The following is a 22,504-nucleotide window of genomic DNA, read 5'->3' as shown; positions in this document are numbered from 1 at the left end:
ATAACGGGGGGCAGAATAGCAGAAAGAGCGGGTACTATGCGACGGTCAGCGCGTGCGGTTTATAGCGTTGCAGTTTGTAAATCGTTGCGGCAGCCGCAACCAGCGCCGGAAGGCTGAGGAACATTAATATACTGTCTGCCTGCCATTGCAGGGAAAGCAACTGGGCGCTCATCATCGTTCCGGCTACGCCACCGAAGCGGCCCACGCCCTGCATCCAGGCAATGCCCGTCGCGCGACAGTGGGTCGGATAAAACGTGGCGGCCAGCGTCTGCAGCCCGGACTGCGCGCCGTTCATGGTAATCCCCATCAGGAAGATCAGTGCGCCGAACAAGATGATATGGTTATGTTCAAACCCGAGAGCGAGGGCAAACAGCATCGTCAGAATAAAGCCGAGTGACACCACTTTATGTGCTTCCCAGCGATCCATTAACCAACCGGCCAGCAGGATCCCCGCAGTACCGCCGAAGGTAAATAGCGATGTCAGCCAGGCGGATTCAGCCAGCGGATAGCCCATTCCCAGCATCAGCGTTGGCATCCAGCTCAACAGCACGTAATAGATAACCAATCCCATAAAGTAGGTCATCCAGAGCATCAGCGTGCCCGGCAGCCAGGGCATACTGAATAGCTGTGCCACGCTGCCTTTTTTGACCGTGACGCGGTCTTCATCCAGATAAAACTGGGTAACCTGTTCCAGACTTCCCGACATAAAGCGTTGAGCAATGCGTTTAACCTGTGCAACCCCTTTACCGCGGTGAACCAGATACTTCACCGACTCCGGCAGGAACAGCACCAACAATACGGTGAGGACCAGCGGGGCGATCGCACCGGCAAGCAGGACGCTGTGCCAGCCGTAGTTAGGGATAAGCCAGGAGGAGATCACCCCGCCGCCTGCAGCCCCTAACGGAAAGCCGCAGTACATGGTGTTAATCGCCATTGAACGACAGCGTTTTGGTGCAAATTCTGACACCAGAGTGATGGCATTGGGCATTGCCGCGCCCAGACCCAGCCCGGTGAGAAAGCGCCAAAATGTGAGCATATTCAGCGTCTGGGCATAGGCAGTTCCCAGACTGGCGAGGCCAAAAAACAGACAGGAAAAGACCAGAACACGCTTACGGCCCATACGATCGGAAATCGGCCCGGCCAGCAGTGCACCAAATGACAGGCCCAATAGCGCGGCGCTTAACACCGGTCCGAGATCCTGTTTCTTGATGCCCCAGTCGGCTGAGAGCGTGGGCGCAATATAGCCCATCGCCGCTGTATCGAAGCCGTCGATGGCCAGGACCAGAAAACCCAGGACAATAATGACCCAGTGGAAGCGCGAAAAAGGACTGTCATCTATCGCCTGCTGGATATTCACTTTTCCGGAATAAGCCATGTTACCCTCGCCCGTTATGATGGTTGTTATCTGTATATTTCGCCCTTGTATTAGCTTGTATATACATCTGACAGGTGGATAAAAAGTTGTCAAATATATTGGTTATAAATGTTAACTAGTCGTTATTTTTGGATAAAAAATGGTCGGGCTGAGAACAGGCCGACCATGCAGAAAGTGGGTTTTATGGGGATATTGTTACGCCGCGCTACCCTGAACCAGAGGTGCCAGCGCAGCAGGCAGGCTTTTTCCCAGTTCTTGTACCAGCGAATCATGACTGATTTCGCTAATCGATTTTGCACCGGTCAGGGTCATTGCCACCTTCATCTCTTTCTCGATCAGATTCAGCAGATTCGCTACCCCGGCCTGACCGTGGGTTGCCAGCGAGTACAGATAAGCACGTCCCAACAGAACACTATCCGCACCCAGCGCAATCATGCGTACGACGTCCAGACCGTTGCGGATCCCGCTGTCTGCCAGAATGGTGATATCGCCTTTTACCGCATCGGCAATAGCGGGTAACGCGCGAGCTGAAGACAGCACGCCATCTAACTGGCGACCACCGTGGTTAGAGACAACGATGCCATCAGCGCCAAAGCGTACGGCGTCGCGAGCATCTTCAGGATCGAGGATCCCTTTGATCACCATCGGACCATCCCAAAATTCGCGGATCCACTCGAGGTCTTTCCAGGAAATTGACGGATCGAAGTTATTCGCCAGCCAACCGATGTAGTCTTCAAGGCCGGTGGGTTTGCCAAGATAGGTCGAGATGTTGCCTAAATCATGCGGGCGACCGTTCAGGCCAACGTCCCATGCCCACTGTGGATGGGTGACAGCCTGCCAGTAGCGGCGCAGTGCGGCATTTGGGCCGCTCATCCCGGAATGGGCATCACGGTAGCGTGCGCCAGGTGTTGGCATATCGACGGTAAAGACCAGCGTGGAGCAACCTGCCGCTTTAGCTCGTTCCAGGGCGTTACGCATAAAGCCGCGATCGCGCAGAACATACAGCTGAAACCACATCGGACGCTTGATAGTCGGGGCGACTTCTTCAATCGGGCATACGGATACTGTGGAAAGCGTAAACGGAATGCCTTTGGCATCAGCGGCGGCGGCGGCCTGAACTTCGCCCCGACGCGCATACATGCCGCACAGACCGACAGGTGCAAGGGCCACCGGCATGGAGAGCGTTTCGTTGAACAGTTTTGTCTCCAGGCTCAGGTCGGACATATTCTTCAGCACGCGCTGGCGAAGGGCCACCTCCGACAGGTCTGCCACGTTACGGCGCAAAGTGTGCTCTGCATACGCCCCACCGTCAATATAGTGGAACAAGAAGGGGGGTAGGATGCGCTGGGCTGCGGCGCGATAGTCGCTGGCTGCTGAAATAATCATGTGTTGTTCTCCCTGCTATTCTCACCAGGGTCACCGGGCAGGCGGGTGATTCGCGCCTGGCGGGCCTGATCTTCATCAAATCGTTTAATCGTGGTGTGGACAAAACTGAGGTGCGCCATCATCGCTTTACGCGCGCCGTCGGCATCTCCGGTAACAATCGCATCCAGTACGGCCTGATGCTGTGCCGTTAGCTGTGAAAATACGGGCGGCACGAGGTACATTCGCTGGCGGCTCTGTTTCACCGAAGACTGCAATACGTCGAAGAAACCGCGCATGGTCTGTAACAGCACCACGTTGTGTGAGGCCTCCGCAATGGCGAGATGAAAGCGAACGTCTGCCTGCGAGGCGAGATCTGGATCTTCGCTTTGTGTGGCCTCGAAACAGAGCCTGATCTTCTCTTTGTCGGCAGCAGTGGCACGCATAGCTGCGTGCCAGGCGGTGCTGGCTTCGATGGCGTGGCGGGCTTCCAGAATATCGAAACTGTAATCAGGATCGTCCGCCAGCAGGGTTTTCAGCGGCTGAACGATGTTTTGTTCAGACCATGCCTCATGCTGCCAGCGGACAAACGTCCCACCGCCACGACGGCTAATCAGTACGCCTTCACTCACCAGCTTTGCTAACGCCTCGCGCAGCGAGTTGCGCGATACGCCGAGCTGTACGGCCAGCTGGCGCTCAGCGGGCAACTTCATGCCCGCTTCCAGCTGTTGTTCTTCAATCAGCGCCCGCACACGAGATGCGACTTCGTCTGACAAGCGTCTGGGCATTACTATCATGGAATCATCCAGGTTAAGACATAGGCCTGCAGTGTGGTAATCACACCCACCATGCAGGTGAAAATCAGACTGTGCTTCACGGTAAAGCGGAACAGGTCAGACTCTTTTCCCACTAATCCCACTGCCGCACAGGCGATAGCGATAGATTGCGGAGAGATCATCTTTCCGGTCACGCCGCCGGTGGTATTTGCAGCCACCATCAATACATCCGAAACACCGATTTGCTGAGCGGCCGTAGCCTGTAGGGCGGCAAACAGTGCGTTTGATGAGGTGTCGGATCCAGTCAGGAATACCCCCAGCCAGCCAAGGAACGGCGAGAAGAAGGTAAATGCGCTGCCGGTGTGCGCCAGGGCCAATGCCAGGGTGGATGAAAGCCCGGAGTAGTTAGAGATAAAGGCGAATGCCAGCACCATCCCGATGGAGTAGATAGGTAGCGCCAGATCTTTCAGCGTGCTACCAAAGGTCTGAAGCGCAGCAGACGGCTTCATCTTCAGCCAGACGATGGACAGCAGGGCGGCAAACAGTATTGCGGTACCGGTCGCGGAGAACCAGTCAAATTTGTACACCGCCGCGTAGGCTGTGGCTTCGTGTACGACCGGCGGCATACGGGCAACCAGCTTGTCGAGGAACGGAACCGGAATATTGACCACCCAGTGGTACATCGCGCCGCCTGGTGCAAACAGCGCTTTAAACGGCGGTATGCTCCACAGCGTGACGGTAGCTGTCAGGAACAGGAACGGCGACCAGGCGCGGATGATTTGCCCGGCGGTGTAGCGGGTGCGCGACAGATCCATATCGACCTGCGAAGCGCCCATATCACCAAAGCGGAAGATGCGTACCGGCTGCCAGCGCTTCAGGAACAGCGTCAGACAGACCAGGGAAACCAGAGAAGAGATGATGTCCGGCAGTTCCGGTCCGATAAAGTTAGAGCTGAGATACTGCGCGATAGCAAACGAGCCGCCAGCGACCATCACCGCAGGCCAGGTTTCTTTCACGCCACGCCAGCCATCCATAATCGCCATAATCCAGAACAGCACGATAATGGTCAGGAACGGCAGTTGACGGCCCACCATCTGGCCAATCTCGAAGCTGTCCAGCCCGGTAACCTGACCGGCAACCAGAATCGGAATGCCCATTGCCCCAAAAGCGACTGGAGCGGTGTTTACGATCAAGCACAAACCTGCCGCATACAGCGGGTTAAAGCCAAGGCCAACCAGCAGTGCGGCGGTAATCGCTACCGGAGCACCGAAGCCTGCCGCCCCTTCGAGGAATGCCCCAAAGGAGAAACCGACAATCAGCATTTGCAGACGCTGGTCTGGGGTAATCGAGAGTATCGAGGAGCGGATAATGTCGAACTGCCCGGTTTTTACCGAGATTTTATAGACGAATACCGCGGCGATAATGATCCAGGCAATTGGCCACAGACCGTAGAAGAAACCGTACACTACGGATGCCAGAGCGTGATCGACCGGCATTTTGTAAAACAGCAGGGCGACCGACAAAGCGATCACCACCGTCCATGACGCCGCAACGTAGCCTTTCAGCTTGAGCTTAATCAGGGCGAAGAAAAAGAACAGGATGGGGAGCGATGCGATCAGACTGGAAAGCCAGATGTTACCGGCCGGGTCGTAGTTCTGTTGCCAGAGATTCATTGCAGGTCTCCTGGGGGCCGCCGACATAATGGAATGAGTCTTTGCTCAAATCTTCGTCACATTATGTGTAAAAGTGGCCCTGCCAATATTGTTGTGTAGGGGTAATGACAATGAATGGTTAATCAAATGTTATTTATTGGCAACGGTATTGTACGCACATTTTAATGAAATGTGAGGTGCTGGTATGATCTGGCTAAAATTGGTAGGGCCAATTGCGAGGGGAAGTGAAGGACCGGGCAAGCGGATGTTGCCCGGTGGGAGATCAGAACTCGCTCTTCGCGAAGCCCGTCATCTCTTTCAGGCCCATTTCACGGCCAAGCTCGGTCATCGGGTGAACGACAATCAGGCCGCGCACGCTCTTCTTCAGCTTGCCCATGTCGGCCTGTTCTTTTTTGGTGATGGTACGACGGAAAGGGAGTTTCGTCAGCTTTTGCGCTTCTTTGCTCAGCTTCTGACCATGGACTTCACGCAGACGTGCAATCTCGTTTTCCAGAGTTTCTTTCTCTTGCTCTAGCTCGGCATATTTGTCGGCGGCTTCAACCAGAGACAGGTCAGCCTGCTGGTGGCGGATAGCGTCCAGACGATCGCTCAGGCGTTTAATTTCGTTTTTTTCGACTTCTTTCATAGGATAGCTTCTGATAAAAATAGGATGAATATCCTATAGTATGCGCGCAGAGCGGGATTATTCACAACTAATCGAAGATAAATAATCAAATGTTGCAAGTATTATTCAGCTAATGAAAATATTACTATTTTGATTAATAAGGAATTTTAAGCGATAAGATCGACCATGGCGCATTTTGTTGGCGGGTTCATAGTGAAGCACGTTTTCCTTAATGTAATTGCCAAACCGATCCTAAACTTAAATGATCAACCGCGCAGGCTGAGCGCGGTTAATACATGGAGGAGGGAAGATTATGGCGAAAATAGGTGAGAACGTTTCGGCTCTAATTGATAAGACGGTCGATTTTATGGCTTCAAGCCAGGCTTTTCGCGAGTATCTGAATAAAACACCGCCACGCAACGTTGTCCCTTCTGAAATACCGCAGGAGAATGCGCAGTTGTATCTGCAACGTCTGGCGTACTATCGGCAGCTTTATCGACCGCAGCAGGAAGAGAAATAAGCAAGCATCGTCTTATTTTTGAAAGGCTTTTTTTAAGCTGATTTTAGAAATCAGCTCGGTCAGGGAAAGTACCATCGTGGAGCGCACCATCTGCTGGTAGCGCTGGATCTGCATCGCGTGCAGACCTGAGTCTGAGGTATCAAACTGCGGTGGCGGCGGGAGTGCCGTCACGCAGTGGAGTTCGCCAAACGGACCAAGAATTTCATCGTCGGTGAACGCATATTCATTGCCGTCATGGTTTAACTCTTCCCGCAGCGCCATCAGAAGCTCGGCGTCTTCATACTCCGGCCGGCTGAGTACGCCCAGACCGTAGATGAGCTTCAGGCGAACGGAAAGATCGCCCAGCGGACCGTCGCCGTCAAGCAGTGGTTCTACAGCATATTTCACCGCATAGTCGTCTTTGCGAAATACCTGAAGCACAAGAATATTCACCGCCTCGGTGAGCAGTTCTACGGCGGTGATGAGGAAGCTGCGTACGGTTTTGCCAGCATTCAGACGCTCAAGCACACGATTTTCAAAGGCCTGCGTTTGTTCCATTATTGCCTGCATATCTGACAATCTATTATTCAGGCGCAGGATATCCTGCGCCAGGTCCTGCATCATTTCTTTGCGTTATACGCGTTAACAGCCTCAAGCACGACATCGCTGTTGGCATCCAGCCCGGAAACTTGCGCCAGCGCGGCCTGCGGACCTTTTTCGTCAATCAGCGCGGCCAGTTCCTGTGCCTGCGGATCTTCTTCGCTGCGATAGTGCATCGCTGCCGCAATACCGATAACCAGATTCGCATGCGGCAAACCATACTCCAGCGTACCCAGCAGCGGTTTAATCAGACGATCTCCCGCGCTCAGCTTACGCAGCGGCTGACGACCCACGCGCTCAACGTCATCTTTCAGATACGGGTTTTCAAAGCGACCGAGGATTTTCTGAATGTATGCCGCATGTTTTGCTGCATCAAAACCATAGCGTTTGATCAGTACCGCGCCGCTCTCTTCCATCGCACCTTTTACCACTGCGCGGATTTTCTCGTCGAGAATCGCGTCACGGATGGTCTGATGACCGGTCAATTTTCCGAGGTACGCGGTTATAGCATGCCCGGTGTTCAGCGTGAAGAGTTTACGTTCGACAAATGCCATTAGGTTATCAGTTAATTCCATTCCTGGGATATTTGGTAGTTCACCTTTGAACTGTGTTTTGTCGACAATCCACTCACTGAAGGTTTCTACGGTAACTTCTAGCGGGTCATTGGTTGCTGAAGCCGAAGGCGGAACAATGCGGTCCACGGCGGAATCGACGAAGCCAACATGTTCTTCAACCCAGGCTTTGTCTTCATCTGCCAGCGCGTTCATTACATGGCCTTTCAACTGGGTCGTTCCGCGCACCATGTTTTCACAGGCGATGATATTCAGCGGAGTAGCTATACCCTGTGCCTTGCGTTTAACCAGCCCTTTGGCGATGGCCGGAGCGATACGCTCAAGCACGACTGGACCGACGGCGGTAGTGACTAAATCTACATGGGCAATCAGGTCGACGACATCATCGCCGATGCTGCTCACGGCGTTGACGCCGGAGACGGTATCAACCTGTTCGTTTTCACCTACGACATGAACCTGATAGCTATGACGGGCATTCAGGGCATCGAGTACGACCTGATTTACATCCGCGAACGTCAGCTGTATCCCCGCGTCCGCCAGCAGTTTGCCGATAAAGCCACGACCGATATTACCTGCGCCAAAATGTAATGCTTTCATAGTATTAACCTTCATCAATGTTTTTACCCAAGAGGGCTGGGGTGAGGCTTTTCCCTCAACCTAACCCTCTCCACAAGGGAGAGGATATCGCCTTCATATTTCGAACTGCAGATGCGTTGGCTCTCCTCGCTCACCCCAGTCACGTACTTATGTACGCTCCTGGGGATTCACTGCGTTGCCGCCTTCCTGCAGCTCGAACTATTTTGGAGATACTTAACCGTTAAGCTTTTTTACCCGCCAGCAGCTCCAGAACTTCATCCACGCTGGTGGTATGGGCCAGACGTTCGATCACGGATTCGTCATCCAGCGCGTTGGTCAGGCTGGTAATCACCTGGATGTGCTCGTTGTTACGTGCTGCGATACCAATCACCAGGCGGGCAATATCGTCTTCTTCTTCACCGAAGCGAACGCCTTCCGGGTACTGGCAGAACACCACACCGGTTTTCAGCACACGGTCTTTGGCTTCAACCGTCCCGTGCGGTACTGCGATGGACTCGCCGAGGTAAGTCGGAGTCAGTTTTTCGCGGTCCAGCATCGCCTCGACGTATTCTGGCTCAACGTAACCGCCTTTCACCAGTTGCTCACCAGCAAAGCGAATTGCTTCCTCTTTGTTAGTGGCTTTACGACCGAGGAAGATATTCTCCGCACCCAGTTTGAACAGGTGGGTATCACCCTCTTCAAAGCTGTCTTTCAGGTGATCGCGGACTTTCTCTTCGTTCACGTTGTGGCGCTGTGCAGCGACCAGACGTTCGGTCAGGTTGGAGTACAGGCCGCTGTCGAGGAAGTTGGTCAGCGAAATGTGCTGTGCCTGAGGCACTTGGCGCATCGCGCGTTCGGTCAGGTCACGGTGGGTAATGACCAGATCCACATCCGGCGGCAGATTGTTAATCGCGCTGTTAGTGACGGAAATCTGAGACAGACCTGCATCCTGTACTTTCTTACGCAGTACGCCCGCACCCATGGCGCTGGAACCCATACCGGCATCGCAGGCAACGATGATTTTACGCACATGGCTCAGGTCGTTGGTCACGTCGCCAGCCGCCAGCGGAGATGCGCCTTTGGATTCCGCTTTCATGTCGTGCATACGACGGGTTGCGGCATCAATGTCATCATCTTCTTTCACTTTGCTGGTTTTCAGCAGAATGGCTGAAACCACAAAGGAGACTGCCATAGCAGCACAGATAGCAGCGATGTTAGCGAAGTAAGCGCCCTTCGGCGTCATGGCCAGCACGGCCAGGATAGAACCCGGAGAGGCCGGAGAAACCAGACCGCCGTTCAGGATAGTCAGGGTAAATACGCCAGTCATACCGCCGAGGATAACGGCCAGGATCAGACGTGGGTTCATCAACACGTACGGGAAGTAAATTTCGTGGATACCACCCAGGAAGTGGATGATTGCCGCGCCGCCCGCAGACTGCTTAGCGCTGCCGCGACCGAAGAACATGTATGCCAGCAGAACGCCCATACCCGGACCCGGGTTAGCTTCAATCAGGAAGAAGATGGATTTGCCCATCTCATGGGACTGCTGAATACCCAGCGGTGAGAAAATACCGTGGTTGATGGCGTTGTTGAGGAACAGGATTTTCGCCGGTTCAACGAAGATAGACGCCAACGGCAGCATGTCATGGACAACCATGAAGTTAACGCCTGCCGCCAGGATTTTGGACAGTGCTTCAACCAATGGGCCAATGCCAAGGAATGCCAGAATGGCGAGGATCATCCCGATGATGCCTGCGGAGAAGTTATTCACCAGCATCTCAAAACCGGACTTGATCTTACCGTCTACCCAGTTGTCGAAATGTTTGATAGCCCAGCCGCCCAGCGGACCTGCGATCATCGCGCCGAGGAACATTGGCATATCTGCACCGACGATAACGCCCATGGTGGTGATAGCACCAACCACGCCGCCACGTTCGCCGCCAACCAGCTTACCACCGGTATAACCGATCAGTAGCGGCAGCAGATAGGTGATCATAGGACCGACAAGCTTCGCCAGCGTTTCGTTCGGCAACCACCCTGTCGGAATGAATAATGCGGTGATAATACCCCACGCGATAAACGCGCCGATATTTGGCATCACCATGTTGCTGAGGAATCGACCAAAGCTTTGCACCTTGATCTTAATATCGGATGACATAAAAACACCCCTTCTTATGTTTGCTATCGCGCAGGCTGAAAGCCCGAGGTTTGTTAATGTAGCGGCAGGAGGTAGCCGGACCCTGTAGATACTGCGAAATCTGGCACTGAATCGTTCAACTGTCCAGTCGACGACCTTTTATGTGATATTCGTCACGTAAATATAGGGTGTATGGCGTTAGTTAATGTGATTTTAATCACAAAATATCGGTACAAAAAAACATCACTGGATCAGAATTCGCCAAAAATGGGGGGTAAATGTGAACTGATTCACATTTTATCCTTTGCTGTTTGTTGAATCTTTGTGATGCAGATCGCAAAGTATTTTCATCTGCATTTGCTCGGATGTGATCTACAGCAGGTTCTACCCCCCGATATTTTTATTGCAAAAGAAAGCAACTTCTCACCAGAAAAAATATTTATTTTGTGGTATGGCGAAAACCCCAAACTGCAGTTATGTTCAAAACATCAGCCTGGGTGCATGCGGCTGCCGGCATAAAAAAACTCTAATTAGCGTGAATTCGAGGCAGGTATGTTTCTAAATTATTTCGCACTGGGCGTGCTGATCTTCGTCTTTCTGGTTCTGTTTTACGGAATCATCGCCATTCACGATATTCCCTATAATATGGCTAAAAAACGCAACCATCCTCATGCTGATGCCATTCATACGGCGGGTTGGATTAGCCTGTTTACACTCCATGCAATATGGCCGTTCCTGTGGATTTGGGCGACGCTCTACCAGCCTGAACGGGGGTGGGGCATGCAATCACACATCATGTCGAACGGAAAGGACCCAGACCCCGAGATTGCCGCACTGGCAGAGCGCATCACCCAGTTGGAAAAAAGACTGGATGGGGAGAAGAAAACAGATAACTCCACCTTTCCGGAGATTTAATCATGGATTTGTTGATAGTCCTGACCTATGTGGCCTTTGCCTGGGCCATCTTTAAAATATTCCGTATTCCGGTAAACCAATGGACGCTCGCTACTGCTGCATTAGGTGGGGTATTCATTGTTGCGGGACTGATCTTATTAATGAACTATAACCACCCGTATACCTTTACGGCGCAAAAAGCGGTTATTTCAATTCCGATCACTCCGCAAGTCACAGGAATTGTTAGTGAGGTAACGGATAAAAATAATCAGTTGATTAAAAAAGGCGAAGTGTTATTTAAACTCGATCCAGGCCGCTATCAGGCACGTGTTGACAGACTGCAGGCTGATCTTGTTACCGCCACACACAACATCGACAATCTGAAAGCCCAACTTTCTGAAGCCGTCGCCAATACTACCCGCGTTTCCGCTGAACGCGATCGTCTGTATAAAGATTATCAACGCTATTTGAAGGGCAGTCAGGCGAAGGTTAATCCCTTCTCTGAAAGCGATATCGACAACGCCCGGCAGAACTATCTGGCACAGGACGCGCTGGTAAAAGGTTCCGTTGCCGAACAGACGCAGATTCAGAGTCAGTTAGACAGTATGGTCAACGGGGAGCAATCTCAGGTTGCGTCTTTGCGTGCTCAGCTCGCTGAAGCCAAATACAATCTTGAGCAGACTATCGTCCGTGCCCCCAGCAACGGCTATGTTACGCAGGTGCTTATTCGGCCCGGGACCTACGCCGCCGCACTACCTCTGCGCCCGGTGATGGTATTTATTCCGGAACAGAAACGGCAAATTGTGGCGCAATTCCGCCAGAACTCGTTGCTGCGTCTTAAACCGGGTGATGAAGCGGAAGTGGTCTTCAACGCGCTGCCTGGTCAGGTTTTCTCCGGTAAGTTGACCTCCATTCTTCCGGTTGTGCCGGGCGGTTCTTATCAGGCGCAGGGGGCATTACAGTCCTTAACTGTGGTGCCGGGTACCGATGGCGTGCTGGCTACGATTGAGTTGGATCCTAATGCCGATGTGGATGCGCTGCCGGACGGTATCTATGCTCAGGTGGCGGTCTATTCCGACCATTTCGCTCACGTTTCAGTGATGCGTAAAGTGCTGCTGCGCATGACCAGCTGGATGCATTATCTTTATTTGGATCATTGAGATCGTCATCACCTGCCATTTACGGCGACCTGAGCCATACTGATATTTTTGTTGGCAAAAAGGACCCGGCATGAAACTCATTGGCAGCTATACCAGCCCTTTTGTGCGTAAAATTTCTATTCTGTTACTGGAAAAGGGCATCACCTTCGAATTTGTGAATGAACTTCCCTATAGCGCGGATAGCGGCGTGGCGCGTTATAACCCGCTAGGAAAAGTACCCGCGTTGGTCACCGATGAGGGTGAGTACTGGTTTGACTCTCCGATCATCGCAGAATACATCGAGCTGCTGGATATTGCGCCAGCCATGCTACCGGGTGAACCGTTAGCGGCACTCAAAGTTCGTCAACTGGAAGCGTTGGCCGACGGTATTATGGATGCGGGATTAGTCTCGGTGCGCGAGCAGGCTCGCCCCGCCGCGCAGCAGTCAGAAACTGAACTGTTACGCCAGCGGGAGAAGATCACCCGCAGTCTGGATATGCTGGAAGGCTATCTGGCGGACGGTACGCTGAAAACTGATACGGTTAACCTGGCTACCATCGCGATTGCCTGTGCCGTCGGTTATCTCAATTTCCGTCGGGTCGCGCCCGGCTGGTGTGTGGACCGCCCACGTCTGGTCAAACTGGTGGAAACGCTTTTTCAACGCGAAAGTTTTGCCCGCACAGAACCGCCAAAGGCTTGATGCAGATAATACCTGCCTGAGCAAAGTCACGGTACAATCCTTCCTATATCGATAGCCCTCTCCGCGGTGGAGAGGGCCACCAACAGCCAGGCCCTTTCATGACAACCGACATGCGTTCACTCTACAGCCAGCTTCCCGCTATCGATCGTTTATTGCGCGATAGCGCCTTCCCAGCCTTACGTGAATCTCACGGTCATACCCGGGTGGTTGACCTGCTGCGTCATATGCTTGACGAAGCCAGAGATGCGATTCGCGACACGCACGCGCTCCCGGCATGGTGTGAGGACTGGGCGCAAGAAGCCAGCGCCCGGCTGGAACGAGAATCGCAAAGCGCGCTGCGTCCGGTGATTAACCTGACCGGAACGGTGCTGCATACCAACCTTGGGCGAGCGTCGCAGGCCGAAGAAGCGATCGAGGCGGTGGTGCAAGCAATGCGCACGCCAGTGACGCTGGAATATAGCCTGGATGATGCCGGACGTGGACATCGGGATCGGGCGCTGGCGGATTTACTCTGCCGTCTGACGGGAGCGGAGGACGCCTGTATCGTCAATAACAATGCGGCAGCGGTTTTACTGATGCTGGCCGCCACGGCCAACGGCAAAGAGGTGGTCGTTTCGCGCGGTGAGCTGGTGGAAATTGGCGGCGCGTTTCGTATTCCGGACGTGATGTGCCAGGCCGGATGTGTTCTGCGCGAAGTCGGTACCACCAACCGGACCCATGCGAAAGATTACCGTCAGGCGGTGAATGAAAATACCGCTCTGCTGATGAAAGTCCATACCAGTAATTACAGTATTGAAGGCTTTACGAAGTCGGTGGATGAGGCTGAGCTGGCCGCTATTGGCAAGGAACTGGATGTGCCGGTGGTGGCGGATCTCGGCAGCGGCTCACTGGTCGATCTCAGCCAGTATGGATTACCGCAGGAGCCGATGCCGCAACAGCTGATTGCCGCTGGCGTCAGTCTGGTGAGCTTCTCTGGCGATAAATTACTGGGTGGGCCGCAGGCCGGGATTATCGTCGGTAAAAAAGAGATGATCGCTCGCTTACAGAGCCATCCGCTGAAACGCGCATTACGGGCTGATAAAATGACACTGGCTGCGCTGGAAGCGACGCTGCGGCTCTACCTGCACCCGGAAGCGCTGGCGCAGAAGTTGCCGACGTTACGCCAGCTCACTCGCTCGCAGGAGGCTGTCCACGCGCAGGCCCAACACTTACAGGCACGGCTTGCCGAGCATTACGGTGACGAATTCGCCCTGAACGTCATGCCTTGCCTGTCGCAAATTGGCAGCGGCTCGCTACCGGTTGATAGGCTGCCCAGCGCGGCATTAACCTTTACCCCCCATGACGGGCGCGGTAGCCGCCTCGAAGCACTGGCCGCCCGTTGGCGTGCACTGCCCGTGCCGATCATTGGCCGGATTTATGATGGCCGCATGTGGCTGGATCTGCGCTGCCTTGAAGACGAGACCCGGTTTATGGAGATGATGCTGAAATGATTATTGCAACCGCCGGACACGTTGACCACGGAAAAACAACGTTATTACAGGCGATTACCGGCGTGAATGCCGACCGTCTGCCGGAAGAAAAAAAGCGCGGCATGACCATCGATCTCGGCTATGCCTACTGGCCGCAGCCGGACGGGCGGATACTGGGATTTATCGATGTACCCGGACACGAAAAGTTTCTGTCTAACATGCTGGCGGGTGTTGGCGGGATTGATCACGCGCTGCTGGTGGTGGCGTGTGATGACGGCGTGATGGCGCAAACGCGTGAGCATTTGCAAATTCTGCAACTGACGGGTAATCCGCAGATCACCGTGGCGCTTACGAAAGCCGACCGCGTGGACGAAGCAAGAATTGAAGAGGTGCGTGCGGAGATTAAGGCCACGCTGGGGAATTATGGTTTCGCGGAGTCGGTGCTTTTCGTCACTGCCGCCAGTGAAGGCCGTGGCATCGAGGAACTGCGCGAACATTTGCTGCAATTAACGTCGCGCGAGCATGCCCGCGATCACAGCTTCCGCCTGGCGATTGACCGTGCCTTTACGGTCAAAGGCGCGGGACTGGTGGTGACCGGGACGGCGCTCAGCGGTGAAGTGAATGTCGGTGACACACTGTGGCTCACGGGCGTCAACAAACCGATGCGCGTACGTAGCCTGCATGCACAAAATCAGGCCACCGATCGCGCGCAGGCGGGACAACGTATTGCGCTAAATATTGCCGGTGATGCGCAAAAAGAAGAACTTAACCGCGGCGACTGGCTGCTTGCTGATGCGCCGCCAGAGGCGTTTACCCGCGTGATTGTCTCTTTAGAACATGCCGCGCCGCTGATGCAGTGGCAACCGTTGCATATTCACCACGCGGCCAGCCACGTCACCGGGCGTATTTCCCTGCTCGAAGGGACGCTGGCGGAACTGGTGTTTGATACACCACTCTGGCTCGCCGATAACGACCGTCTGGTGCTGCGTGATATTTCGGCTCGCACGACGCTGGCCGGTGCGCGCGTGGTCACGCTCAATCCGCCGCGTCGCGGGAAGCGTAAGCCGGAATATTTGCAGTGGCTGTCGGCGTTGGAAAACGCACAGAGTGATGGTGACGCTCTGGCGCTGCACCTGACGCGTGGAGCGGTAAATATTCCCGACTTCGCCTGGGCGCGTCAGCTCAACGGTAACGGCATGCGTCCGTTGATCGAGCAGCATGGTTTTATTCAGGCGGGATACAGTCTGTTGGATGCCACTGTTGCAGCGCGCTGGCAGCGCAAAATCCTCGATACGCTGGCGACTTACCACGACCAGCACCGCGATGAGCCTGGACCTGGACGCGAACGCCTGCGCCGGATGGCTTTGCCGATGGAAGATGAAGCGCTGGTCCTGCTGCTGATTGAAAAGATGCGCGAGAGCGGCGTCATCCATAGTCATCATGGCTGGCTGCATTTGCCCGATCACAAGGCCGGTTTCAGCGATGAGCAGCAGGCTATCTGGCAAAAAGCAGAACCGCTTTTTGGCGATGAGCCGTGGTGGGTGCGCGACCTGGCAAAACAGACGGGCACGGATGAGCAAATGATGCGTGTGGTGTTACGACAAGCGGCGCAGCAAGGCATCATCACCGCGATCGTGAAAGATCGTTATTACCGTAACGATCGGATTGTGGCCTTCGCCAATATGATCCGCGAACTGGATCAGGAAAGGGGATCGACATGTGCCGCTGATTTTCGCGACAGGCTTAACATCGGGCGCAAATTGGCTATTCAGATTCTGGAATATTTTGACCGCATTGGTTTTACTCGCCGTCGGGGAAATGATCATTTATTACGCGATGCATTGCTGTTCCCCGAAAAGTAATGAAACAATTAATTCAGGAATTAAATGAATTAATACAAAATAGATATTGATTGAAATAAGCACATTAGATTATGAACCTAATGTGCTTTTTAATTTTGGTTGTTATTAAAATAACAACCATGATCATATTCTGTTGGATATTTCACTCGTATGCTTCCTGACTCTTTTAGAGTAATTAAGGATCGTACAATGGCTGCTTCAACATTTTTTATTCCTTCCGTGAATGTAATCGGCGCTGATTCATTAAAAGACGCAATGAATACAATGGCGGAATATGGTTTTCGCCGTACGCTGATTGTCACGGATGCCATGCTGACGAAATTAGGTATGGCTGGCGAGATTCAAAAAGCATTACAGGAACGTGATATTTTCAGCGTAATTTACGACGGTACGCATCCTAATCCCACGACCAGCAACGTTGCTGCTGGCCTGCAAATGTTGACTGAAAACGACTGTGATAGCGTTATTTCTCTCGGTGGCGGTTCTCCACACGATTGTGCAAAAGGTATTGCGCTGGTGGCGGCTAACGGTGGCGATATTCGCGATTACGAAGGTGTAGACCGTTCTGCAAAACCGCAGCTGCCGATGATCGCCATCAACACCACGGCGGGTACGGCATCTGAAATGACCCGCTTCTGCATCATCACCGATGAAGTACGCCACATTAAAATGGCGATTGTGGATAAGCACGTTACGCCGCTGCTGTCGGTTAACGACTCCTCGCTGATGGTCGGCATGCCGAAGTCTCTGACGGCGGCTACCGGTATGGATGCGTTAACCCACGCTATCGAAGCTTACGTGTCGATTGCTGCCACGCCGATTACCGATGCATGTGCGCTGAAAGCGGTCACCATGATTGCGCAAAACCTGCCGGTCGCCGTTGAAGAGGGCAGTAATGCTCAGGCGCGCGAAGCCATGGCCTATGCGCAGTTCCTCGCAGGTATGGCCTTTAACAATGCCTCTCTTGGCTACGTGCATGCAATGGCGCACCAGCTGGGTGGCTTCTACGATCTGCCACACGGAGTATGTAATGCCGTACTGCTGCCGCATGTACAGGTATTTAATAGTAAAGTTGCTGCCGCCCGCCTGCGCGATTGCGCCTCGGCAATGGGTGTGAACGTTGCTGATCTCAACGAAGAGCAAGGGGCAGAAGCCTGCATCGCAGCGATCCGCGAACTGGCGCAGAAAGTGAATATTCCGGCCGGTCTGCGTGAGCTAAACGTGAAGGAAGAAGATTTTGCCGTTCTGGCGACTAATGCCCTGAAAGATGCCTGTGGTTTCACTAACCCTATTCAGGCGACACATGAAGAAATCATGGCGATTTATCGTGCTGCCATGTAATTCGTGATACCTGTCGTAAAGCAGTAAAAGGCTGGCGAATAATTCGCCAGTCCCGTCTACCCTTGTAGTACCCCTACAGCAAGGAGACGGTCATGACCAATAACCCCCCTTCAACGCGTATTTACCCCGGCGAGTATGGTTACCCCCTGAAGTTAAAAGCCCGATACGATAACTTTATCGGTGGTGACTGGGTCGCCCCGGTGGACGGCGAGTATTACCAAAACCTGACGCCGGTAACCGGGCAATTACTGTGCGAAGTGGCCTCTTCCGGCAAAAAGGACATCGATTTGGCACTGGATGCCGCGCATAAAGTAAAAGATAAATGGGCGCAGACTTCCGTGCAGGACAGGGCGGCGATTTTGTTCAAAATTGCCGATCGTATGGAGCAAAATCTGGAGCTGCTGGCAACGGCTGAAACCTGGGATAACGGTAAACCCATCCGCGAAACCAGCGCGGCCGATGTGCCGCTGGCAATTGACCATTTCCGCTATTTTGCCTCCTGTATTCGTGCGCAGGAAGGGGGAATCAGCGAGGTTGATAGCGAAACCGTGGCTTATCACTTCCATGAACCTCTTGGCGTGGTAGGGCAAATTATCCCGTGGAACTTCCCGCTGCTGATGGCCAGCTGGAAGATGGCACCCGCGCTGGCGGCGGGTAACTGCGTGGTGCTGAAACCCGCGCGTCTGACGCCGCTGTCCGTGCTGTTGCTGATGGAAGTCATCGGCGATCTGCTCCCGCCTGGCGTGGTGAACGTGGTAAACGGCGCGGGTGGGGAGATCGGTGAGTATCTGGCGACGTCAAAACGTATTGCGAAAGTGGCGTTTACCGGCTCAACGGAAGTTGGGCAGCAGATCATGCAGTACGCCACGCAGAACATTATTCCTGTCACGCTGGAACTGGGCGGGAAATCACCCAATATCTTCTTCGCGGACGTGATGGATGAAGAAGATGCGTTCTTTGACAAAGCGCTGGAAGGTTTTGCATTGTTTGCCTTCAACCAGGGCGAAGTGTGTACCTGTCCGAGTCGTGCGCTGGTTCAGGAATCCATTTATGAACGTTTTATGGAAAGAGCCATTCGTCGGGTGGAAAGTATCCGTAGCGGTAACCCGTTAGACAGCGTGACGCAAATGGGCGCGCAGGTGTCGCATGGTCAACTGGAAACTATTCTGAATTACATCGACATTGGTAAGAAAGAAGGAGCAGATGTTCTCACCGGCGGGCGGCGCAAGCAGCTGGATGGCGAGTTAAAAGAGGGGTACTACCTCGAACCAACCATTCTGTTTGGTAAGAATAACATGCGGGTTTTCCAGGAGGAGATCTTCGGGCCGGTGCTGGCTGTCACAACGTTTAAAACCATGGAAGAGGCGCTGGAAATCGCTAATGACACCCAATATGGGCTTGGCGCTGGCGTCTGGAGTCGTAATGGAAATCTGGCGTACAAAATGGGACGTGGGATTCAGGCGGGGCGAGTTTGGACCAACTGTTACCATGCGTATCCGGCACATGCGGCGTTTGGTGGCTATAAGCAGTCGGGCATCGGGCGCGAGACGCATAAGATGATGCTTGAACATTATCAGCAAACCAAGTGCCTGCTGGTGAGCTACTCTGATAAACCACTGGGGCTGTTTTAATATAGTATAAATAGGCAGTATTAATACTGCCTATTATCTATTAGTTATATAATGCAGCTGTAGCTTGTAGCTCAGTGCTGAATTTATAAATGTCATCCAATGATTCAATTGGATGGCGAGTTTCATTTTTCTCTAGATCGAATATTCCAATGTATTTTTGATTTCGATTAAAATGAAGTCGACAAAGTGGTTTTCTATTATTGTCATCTATTAAGATACCAAAATAGCTTTTTGTATCTCTGTGCATTATCCTAGGTGCATCAATTACTGTCCGAGTTATTGCTTTAACAATGTGAAACCCTTCAAGTTCGTCCATTGTTGTAATAATATCACTCTCATCTTTTATAATGTTAGTAGGAGTGTCAGTCTCGTTCGTCGGATTTGTTGATTCCTGAACCTGAATTACATTTCCACCAATGGCTGATTTTAATCTTTCATTTACCTGAGCATTGATATATTGAGTCGCCGCTTTTTTGGTTAGTATCGTAAATGTTTCTCTAACCTTCTGTGTCAACATTCCTTCATATATTCTTGATGCAAAGAATTTTACGAAATCCTCTTCAGGATTATTCAGTTGCGTATGAAGGTGTTTTTTTATTAAACTCACATACTTTAATTCACCAGCGGCATTCAGTATCGACTCGAGGTCAAATGCTGATTTGGTTAGTTTCTTTATTTCAGGGATGACCATTTCATCTAAATCAAGAAGATTGATCTCGAGAAATGGTTTTTCATCCATTTTATTCGGAGCATCTAAGTCAGTGAAAAACTTATACTCCTGCCCATTCGTTAGTATTGAAATTCTGGCGTTAGTTACATGAAAGTAGCGAAAAAGTTGTGAGGCATGATTTATGTTGAGAGGTTCTCCAATTTTCTTGCACTCAATTAGAATTTGAACTTCACCATTTTTTAGGATGGCATAGTCTATTTTTTCGCCTTTTTTAGTACCTACGTCACATACGAATTCTGGAATGACTTCCGTAGGGTCAAAAACATCGTAGCCAAGTACATTATTAATAAATGGCATAACAAAAGCATTCTTTGTTGCTTCCTCAGTTTCAGTAGCTCCAGATTGCTGTTTTATTTTTGAAGCTAGTTGATTTAACTTTTCCATAAACTCAACGGACATAACAAACTCCTTGTACCTATTTGCCGTAAAAAGTAGATAAAACATTGTAGAAAGGTAAGTAGTCTTATATTTGTTATCATGCAAGAACATAAATGTTGAAAGTTTGAAGTTTGTCACATTATTGGTGTAAATGCAGCAAAATATGGAATTAAACATTTTTGATTCTTAATGAAAAAGAAATCATCACTTACATAAATAGTAATATTATATTATTAAATGTTATTTTTATGGTTAAGCCATTTAGATGGATAAATACATTTTAATGGGGAAAAGGTGGAGTAACTTTTATCATTTGAAATATAAATGAAGGGGTTATGTAACACATCAAAAGAGTAAAAAATAGCAGTCATTGCAAGTAAATATAGTTAGTGTGCACATTATTGCTTTGGTTAATAAGATGTGAGTAATGCCGACATTTTTGTTACAAATGAGTTGGTTTCAGGTATAGAAACCAACATTTAGTAAGGTATATCCGTAGAGTAGTTTTGTGCCAAGGGTAGCTGGTCAGGTATTAACGTGCTCTATTCCAGGAAAACATCATCATACTATCAGGCTTTAGATGTTATATATAGAAACCCATATATCGTTATATAAATAAGAAAATTGCATCCAGTCTGGTCATTCCAATACTATTATCAACTCTATTGTTTAAATCAAATTGCATCTGAATTTCTTAATTTAAATCCCTGAGGCAAATATGTTCCTTAATTATTTTGCATTAGGAGTGCTTATTTTTGTATTCCTGGTCATTTTTTACGGGATTATTATTCTGCATGATATTCCCTATCTCATTGCAAAGAAACGTAACCATCCTCATGCCGACGCAATACATGTTGCGGGTTGGGTTAGTTTGTTTACCTTACATGTTATTTGGCCCTTTTTATGGATCTGGGCAACGCTTTATCGTCCGGAGCGCGGATGGGGTATGCAGAGCGCGGATTCTTCCCTGATCCAGCTTCAGGCAAGGGTTGCGGATCTGGAAAAGAAACTGGGTGAGGCCAAGACCTCTCCGGCGGAGTAATATCGATGGATTTACTAATTGTTCTGACCTATGTGGCGTGTGCATGGTCAATATTTAAAATTTTTAAAATTCCTGTAAATAAATGGACAGTTCCTACCGCAGCATTAGGCGGTATATTCATTGTTTGCGGGCTTATATTACTGATGAATTATAACCATCCGTATACATTTAAGGCACAAAAGGCGGTAATTTCTATTCCCGTGGTGCCGCAGGTAACGGGTGTAGTGACAGAAGTGACGGATAAGAAGAATACGCTAATCAAAAAAGGCGAGGTTCTGTTTAAGCTTAATCCAGGGCGTTATCAGGCACGGGTCGATCGCCTGAAAGCTGATATTGTCACCGCACAGCATAAAGAGCAGGCTCTGGTTGCGCAGTTAGACGAAATGAAAGCCAACACGCAGCGGGCAAAGGCCACGCGTGACAAACTGGCAAAAGATTACCAGCGCTATGCGCAGGGTAGTCAGGCGAAGGTGAATCCTTTTTCTGAACGCGATATTGATGCGGCGCGGCAAAACTATCTGGCGCAGGAAGCGTCGGTGAAATCTTCCGTCGCGGAGCAGCAGCAAATCCAGAGTCAGTTAGACAGCCTGATACTGGGCGAGAATTCGCAAATTGCCAGCCTGAAAGCGCAGTTAGCCGAAGCGGAGTTCAACCTGGACCAGACGGTGGTTCGCGCGCCCAGCGATGGCTATGTGACGCAGGTGCTGATGCGCCCGGGAACCTATGCCGCCGCGCTGCCGATGCGTCCGGTGATGGTATTCATCCCGGATCAAAAAAGGCAAATTATCGCCCAGTTCCGTCAGAACTCGCTGCTGCGTCTGGAACCTGGCGATGAAGCGGAAGTGGTATTTAACGCGCTGCCGGGTAAGGTATTCAGCGGTAAACTGGCTGCAATTAGTCCGGCAGTGCCGGGCGGGACATACCAGTCGAATGGAGCGCTGCAATCCTTAAATTCTACGCCCGGTTCGGAAGGGGTGATCGCCACGATTGAGCTGAATGATAATGCGGAGGTTAGCGCGTTACCTGATGGGATCTACGCGCAGGTCGCGGTTTATTCTGACCACTTCGAACATGTGTCCGTCATGCGCAAAGTCTTGTTGCGCATGACCAGTTGGGTGCATTACCTGTATCTCGATCATTAAAC

Annotated in this window: 19 protein-coding genes; 10 read left to right on the top strand and 9 right to left on the bottom strand. The window is 51.6% G+C overall.

Going from position 1 to position 22,504, the window contains the following annotated elements:
- Positions 1–34: 34 nt before the first annotated feature.
- The 5 genes from OGV89_RS02405 to OGV89_RS02385 form a co-directional block, all read right to left on the bottom strand.
- Entirely contained in the window at positions 35–1,375 is a 1,341-nt protein-coding gene (locus OGV89_RS02405) for an MFS transporter (RefSeq protein ID WP_174328840.1), read from the bottom strand.
- Positions 1,376–1,570: 195 nt separating this feature from the next.
- Positions 1,571–2,761 (bottom strand): FMN-dependent L-lactate dehydrogenase LldD, encoded by a 1,191-nt coding sequence (lldD, locus tag OGV89_RS02400; RefSeq protein ID WP_286558082.1) that lies wholly within the window; start codon positions 2,759–2,761, stop codon positions 1,571–1,573.
- Complete coding sequence (lldR, locus tag OGV89_RS02395; RefSeq protein WP_003844549.1) at positions 2,758–3,534, bottom strand: transcriptional regulator LldR; 777 nt, start codon at positions 3,532–3,534, stop codon at positions 2,758–2,760. The genes lldD and lldR overlap by 4 nt, the downstream gene beginning before the upstream one ends.
- The gene (lldP, locus tag OGV89_RS02390; RefSeq protein WP_003837651.1) at positions 3,531–5,186 is read right to left on the bottom strand and encodes an L-lactate permease; all 1,656 of its coding nucleotides are present in this window, start codon (positions 5,184–5,186) and stop codon (positions 3,531–3,533) included. The genes lldR and lldP overlap by 4 nt, the downstream gene beginning before the upstream one ends.
- 262 nt (positions 5,187–5,448) lie before the next feature.
- Positions 5,449–5,811: a YibL family ribosome-associated protein gene (locus OGV89_RS02385; protein ID WP_003024174.1), complete on the bottom strand. Its 363-nt coding sequence runs from the start codon at positions 5,809–5,811 to the stop codon at positions 5,449–5,451.
- A 292-nt stretch (positions 5,812–6,103) separates the two neighbouring features.
- On the opposite strand from OGV89_RS02385, the gene OGV89_RS02380 reads away from it, so the two are divergent.
- A complete protein-coding gene (locus OGV89_RS02380; protein WP_003024176.1) occupies positions 6,104–6,310 on the top strand; it encodes a hypothetical protein in 207 nt (68 codons plus the stop codon).
- Between the two features lie 12 nt (positions 6,311–6,322).
- On the opposite strand, the gene mtlR is transcribed toward OGV89_RS02380, so the two are convergent.
- From mtlR to mtlA, 3 genes are all read right to left on the bottom strand, one after another.
- Positions 6,323–6,910 carry a mannitol operon repressor MtlR gene (gene mtlR, locus OGV89_RS02375; protein WP_003024179.1) on the bottom strand — a complete coding sequence of 196 codons (588 nt, stop codon included), beginning with the start codon at positions 6,908–6,910 and terminating at the stop codon, positions 6,323–6,325.
- On the bottom strand, positions 6,910–8,058 hold the full coding sequence (mtlD, locus tag OGV89_RS02370; RefSeq protein WP_003024180.1) for a mannitol-1-phosphate 5-dehydrogenase: 1,149 nt from the start codon (positions 8,056–8,058) through the stop codon (positions 6,910–6,912). The genes mtlR and mtlD overlap by 1 nt, the downstream gene beginning before the upstream one ends.
- Positions 8,059–8,278: 220 nt before the next feature.
- Positions 8,279–10,195 carry a PTS mannitol transporter subunit IICBA gene (mtlA, locus tag OGV89_RS02365; protein ID WP_003024181.1) on the bottom strand — a complete coding sequence of 639 codons (1,917 nt, stop codon included), beginning with the start codon at positions 10,193–10,195 and terminating at the stop codon, positions 8,279–8,281.
- A 531-nt stretch (positions 10,196–10,726) separates the two neighbouring features.
- Here mtlA and OGV89_RS02360 point away from each other — a divergent pair.
- From OGV89_RS02360 to aldB, 7 genes are all read left to right on the top strand, one after another.
- Positions 10,727–11,089, top strand: coding sequence for a DUF3302 domain-containing protein (locus tag OGV89_RS02360; RefSeq protein WP_003844553.1), 363 nt, complete (start codon positions 10,727–10,729; stop codon positions 11,087–11,089).
- Between the two features lie 2 nt (positions 11,090–11,091).
- Complete coding sequence (locus OGV89_RS02355; protein WP_003024188.1) at positions 11,092–12,228, top strand: HlyD family secretion protein; 1,137 nt, start codon at positions 11,092–11,094, stop codon at positions 12,226–12,228.
- Between the two features lie 70 nt (positions 12,229–12,298).
- Entirely contained in the window at positions 12,299–12,907 is a 609-nt protein-coding gene (locus tag OGV89_RS02350; protein ID WP_003024191.1) for a glutathione S-transferase, read from the top strand.
- Between the two features lie 98 nt (positions 12,908–13,005).
- Entirely contained in the window at positions 13,006–14,397 is a 1,392-nt protein-coding gene (selA, locus tag OGV89_RS02345) for an L-seryl-tRNA(Sec) selenium transferase (RefSeq protein ID WP_044700430.1), read from the top strand.
- On the top strand, positions 14,394–16,238 hold the full coding sequence (gene selB / locus OGV89_RS02340) for a selenocysteine-specific translation elongation factor (protein WP_003024195.1): 1,845 nt from the start codon (positions 14,394–14,396) through the stop codon (positions 16,236–16,238). Before selA ends, selB begins: the two co-directional genes overlap by 4 nt.
- Positions 16,239–16,427: 189 nt before the next feature.
- A complete protein-coding gene (gene yiaY, locus OGV89_RS02335; RefSeq protein WP_032937192.1) occupies positions 16,428–17,579 on the top strand; it encodes an L-threonine dehydrogenase in 1,152 nt (383 codons plus the stop codon).
- A 92-nt stretch (positions 17,580–17,671) separates the two neighbouring features.
- Positions 17,672–19,210: an aldehyde dehydrogenase AldB gene (aldB, locus tag OGV89_RS02330; RefSeq protein ID WP_003837670.1), complete on the top strand. Its 1,539-nt coding sequence runs from the start codon at positions 17,672–17,674 to the stop codon at positions 19,208–19,210.
- 40 nt (positions 19,211–19,250) lie between these two features.
- Here aldB and OGV89_RS02325 read toward each other — a convergent pair whose 3' ends face one another.
- Positions 19,251–20,339, bottom strand: a complete 1,089-nt coding sequence (locus OGV89_RS02325; RefSeq protein ID WP_003844556.1) for a type I restriction endonuclease — start codon at positions 20,337–20,339, stop codon at positions 19,251–19,253.
- Between the two features lie 697 nt (positions 20,340–21,036).
- On the opposite strand from OGV89_RS02325, the gene OGV89_RS02320 reads away from it, so the two are divergent.
- Positions 21,037–21,360, top strand: a complete 324-nt coding sequence (locus OGV89_RS02320; RefSeq protein WP_003024200.1) for a DUF3302 domain-containing protein — start codon at positions 21,037–21,039, stop codon at positions 21,358–21,360.
- Between the two features lie 5 nt (positions 21,361–21,365).
- A complete protein-coding gene (locus OGV89_RS02315; RefSeq protein ID WP_003844558.1) occupies positions 21,366–22,502 on the top strand; it encodes an HlyD family secretion protein in 1,137 nt (378 codons plus the stop codon).
- The last annotated feature ends 2 nt before the right edge of the window (positions 22,503–22,504 follow it).

This window comes from Citrobacter sp. Cf125, from assembly GCF_030333935.1.
Taxonomy (GTDB): Bacteria; Pseudomonadota; Gammaproteobacteria; order Enterobacterales; family Enterobacteriaceae; genus Citrobacter; species Citrobacter freundii.
Note: the sequence above shows the minus strand (reverse complement) of the source record. Positions and strands in the feature narration are given on the sequence as shown.

Excerpts from the sequence above, each read along its gene's own strand:
- OGV89_RS02405 (WP_174328840.1), bottom strand. The coding sequence starts at position 1,375 with ATGGCTTATTCCGGAAAAGTGAATATCCAGCAGGCGATAGATGACAGT.
- lldD (WP_286558082.1), bottom strand. The coding sequence starts at position 2,761 with ATGATTATTTCAGCAGCCAGCGACTATCGCGCCGCAGCCCAGCGCATC.
- lldR (WP_003844549.1), bottom strand. The coding sequence starts at position 3,534 with ATGATAGTAATGCCCAGACGCTTGTCAGACGAAGTCGCATCTCGTGTG.
- lldP (WP_003837651.1), bottom strand. The coding sequence starts at position 5,186 with ATGAATCTCTGGCAACAGAACTACGACCCGGCCGGTAACATCTGGCTT.
- OGV89_RS02385 (WP_003024174.1), bottom strand. The coding sequence starts at position 5,811 with ATGAAAGAAGTCGAAAAAAACGAAATTAAACGCCTGAGCGATCGTCTG.
- OGV89_RS02380 (WP_003024176.1), top strand. The coding sequence starts at position 6,104 with ATGGCGAAAATAGGTGAGAACGTTTCGGCTCTAATTGATAAGACGGTC.
- mtlR (WP_003024179.1), bottom strand. The coding sequence starts at position 6,910 with ATGCAGGACCTGGCGCAGGATATCCTGCGCCTGAATAATAGATTGTCA.
- mtlD (WP_003024180.1), bottom strand. The coding sequence starts at position 8,058 with ATGAAAGCATTACATTTTGGCGCAGGTAATATCGGTCGTGGCTTTATC.
- mtlA (WP_003024181.1), bottom strand. The coding sequence starts at position 10,195 with ATGTCATCCGATATTAAGATCAAGGTGCAAAGCTTTGGTCGATTCCTC.
- OGV89_RS02360 (WP_003844553.1), top strand. The coding sequence starts at position 10,727 with ATGTTTCTAAATTATTTCGCACTGGGCGTGCTGATCTTCGTCTTTCTG.
- OGV89_RS02355 (WP_003024188.1), top strand. The coding sequence starts at position 11,092 with ATGGATTTGTTGATAGTCCTGACCTATGTGGCCTTTGCCTGGGCCATC.
- OGV89_RS02350 (WP_003024191.1), top strand. The coding sequence starts at position 12,299 with ATGAAACTCATTGGCAGCTATACCAGCCCTTTTGTGCGTAAAATTTCT.
- selA (WP_044700430.1), top strand. The coding sequence starts at position 13,006 with ATGACAACCGACATGCGTTCACTCTACAGCCAGCTTCCCGCTATCGAT.
- selB (WP_003024195.1), top strand. The coding sequence starts at position 14,394 with ATGATTATTGCAACCGCCGGACACGTTGACCACGGAAAAACAACGTTA.
- yiaY (WP_032937192.1), top strand. The coding sequence starts at position 16,428 with ATGGCTGCTTCAACATTTTTTATTCCTTCCGTGAATGTAATCGGCGCT.
- aldB (WP_003837670.1), top strand. The coding sequence starts at position 17,672 with ATGACCAATAACCCCCCTTCAACGCGTATTTACCCCGGCGAGTATGGT.
- OGV89_RS02325 (WP_003844556.1), bottom strand. The coding sequence starts at position 20,339 with ATGTCCGTTGAGTTTATGGAAAAGTTAAATCAACTAGCTTCAAAAATA.
- OGV89_RS02320 (WP_003024200.1), top strand. The coding sequence starts at position 21,037 with ATGTTCCTTAATTATTTTGCATTAGGAGTGCTTATTTTTGTATTCCTG.
- OGV89_RS02315 (WP_003844558.1), top strand. The coding sequence starts at position 21,366 with ATGGATTTACTAATTGTTCTGACCTATGTGGCGTGTGCATGGTCAATA.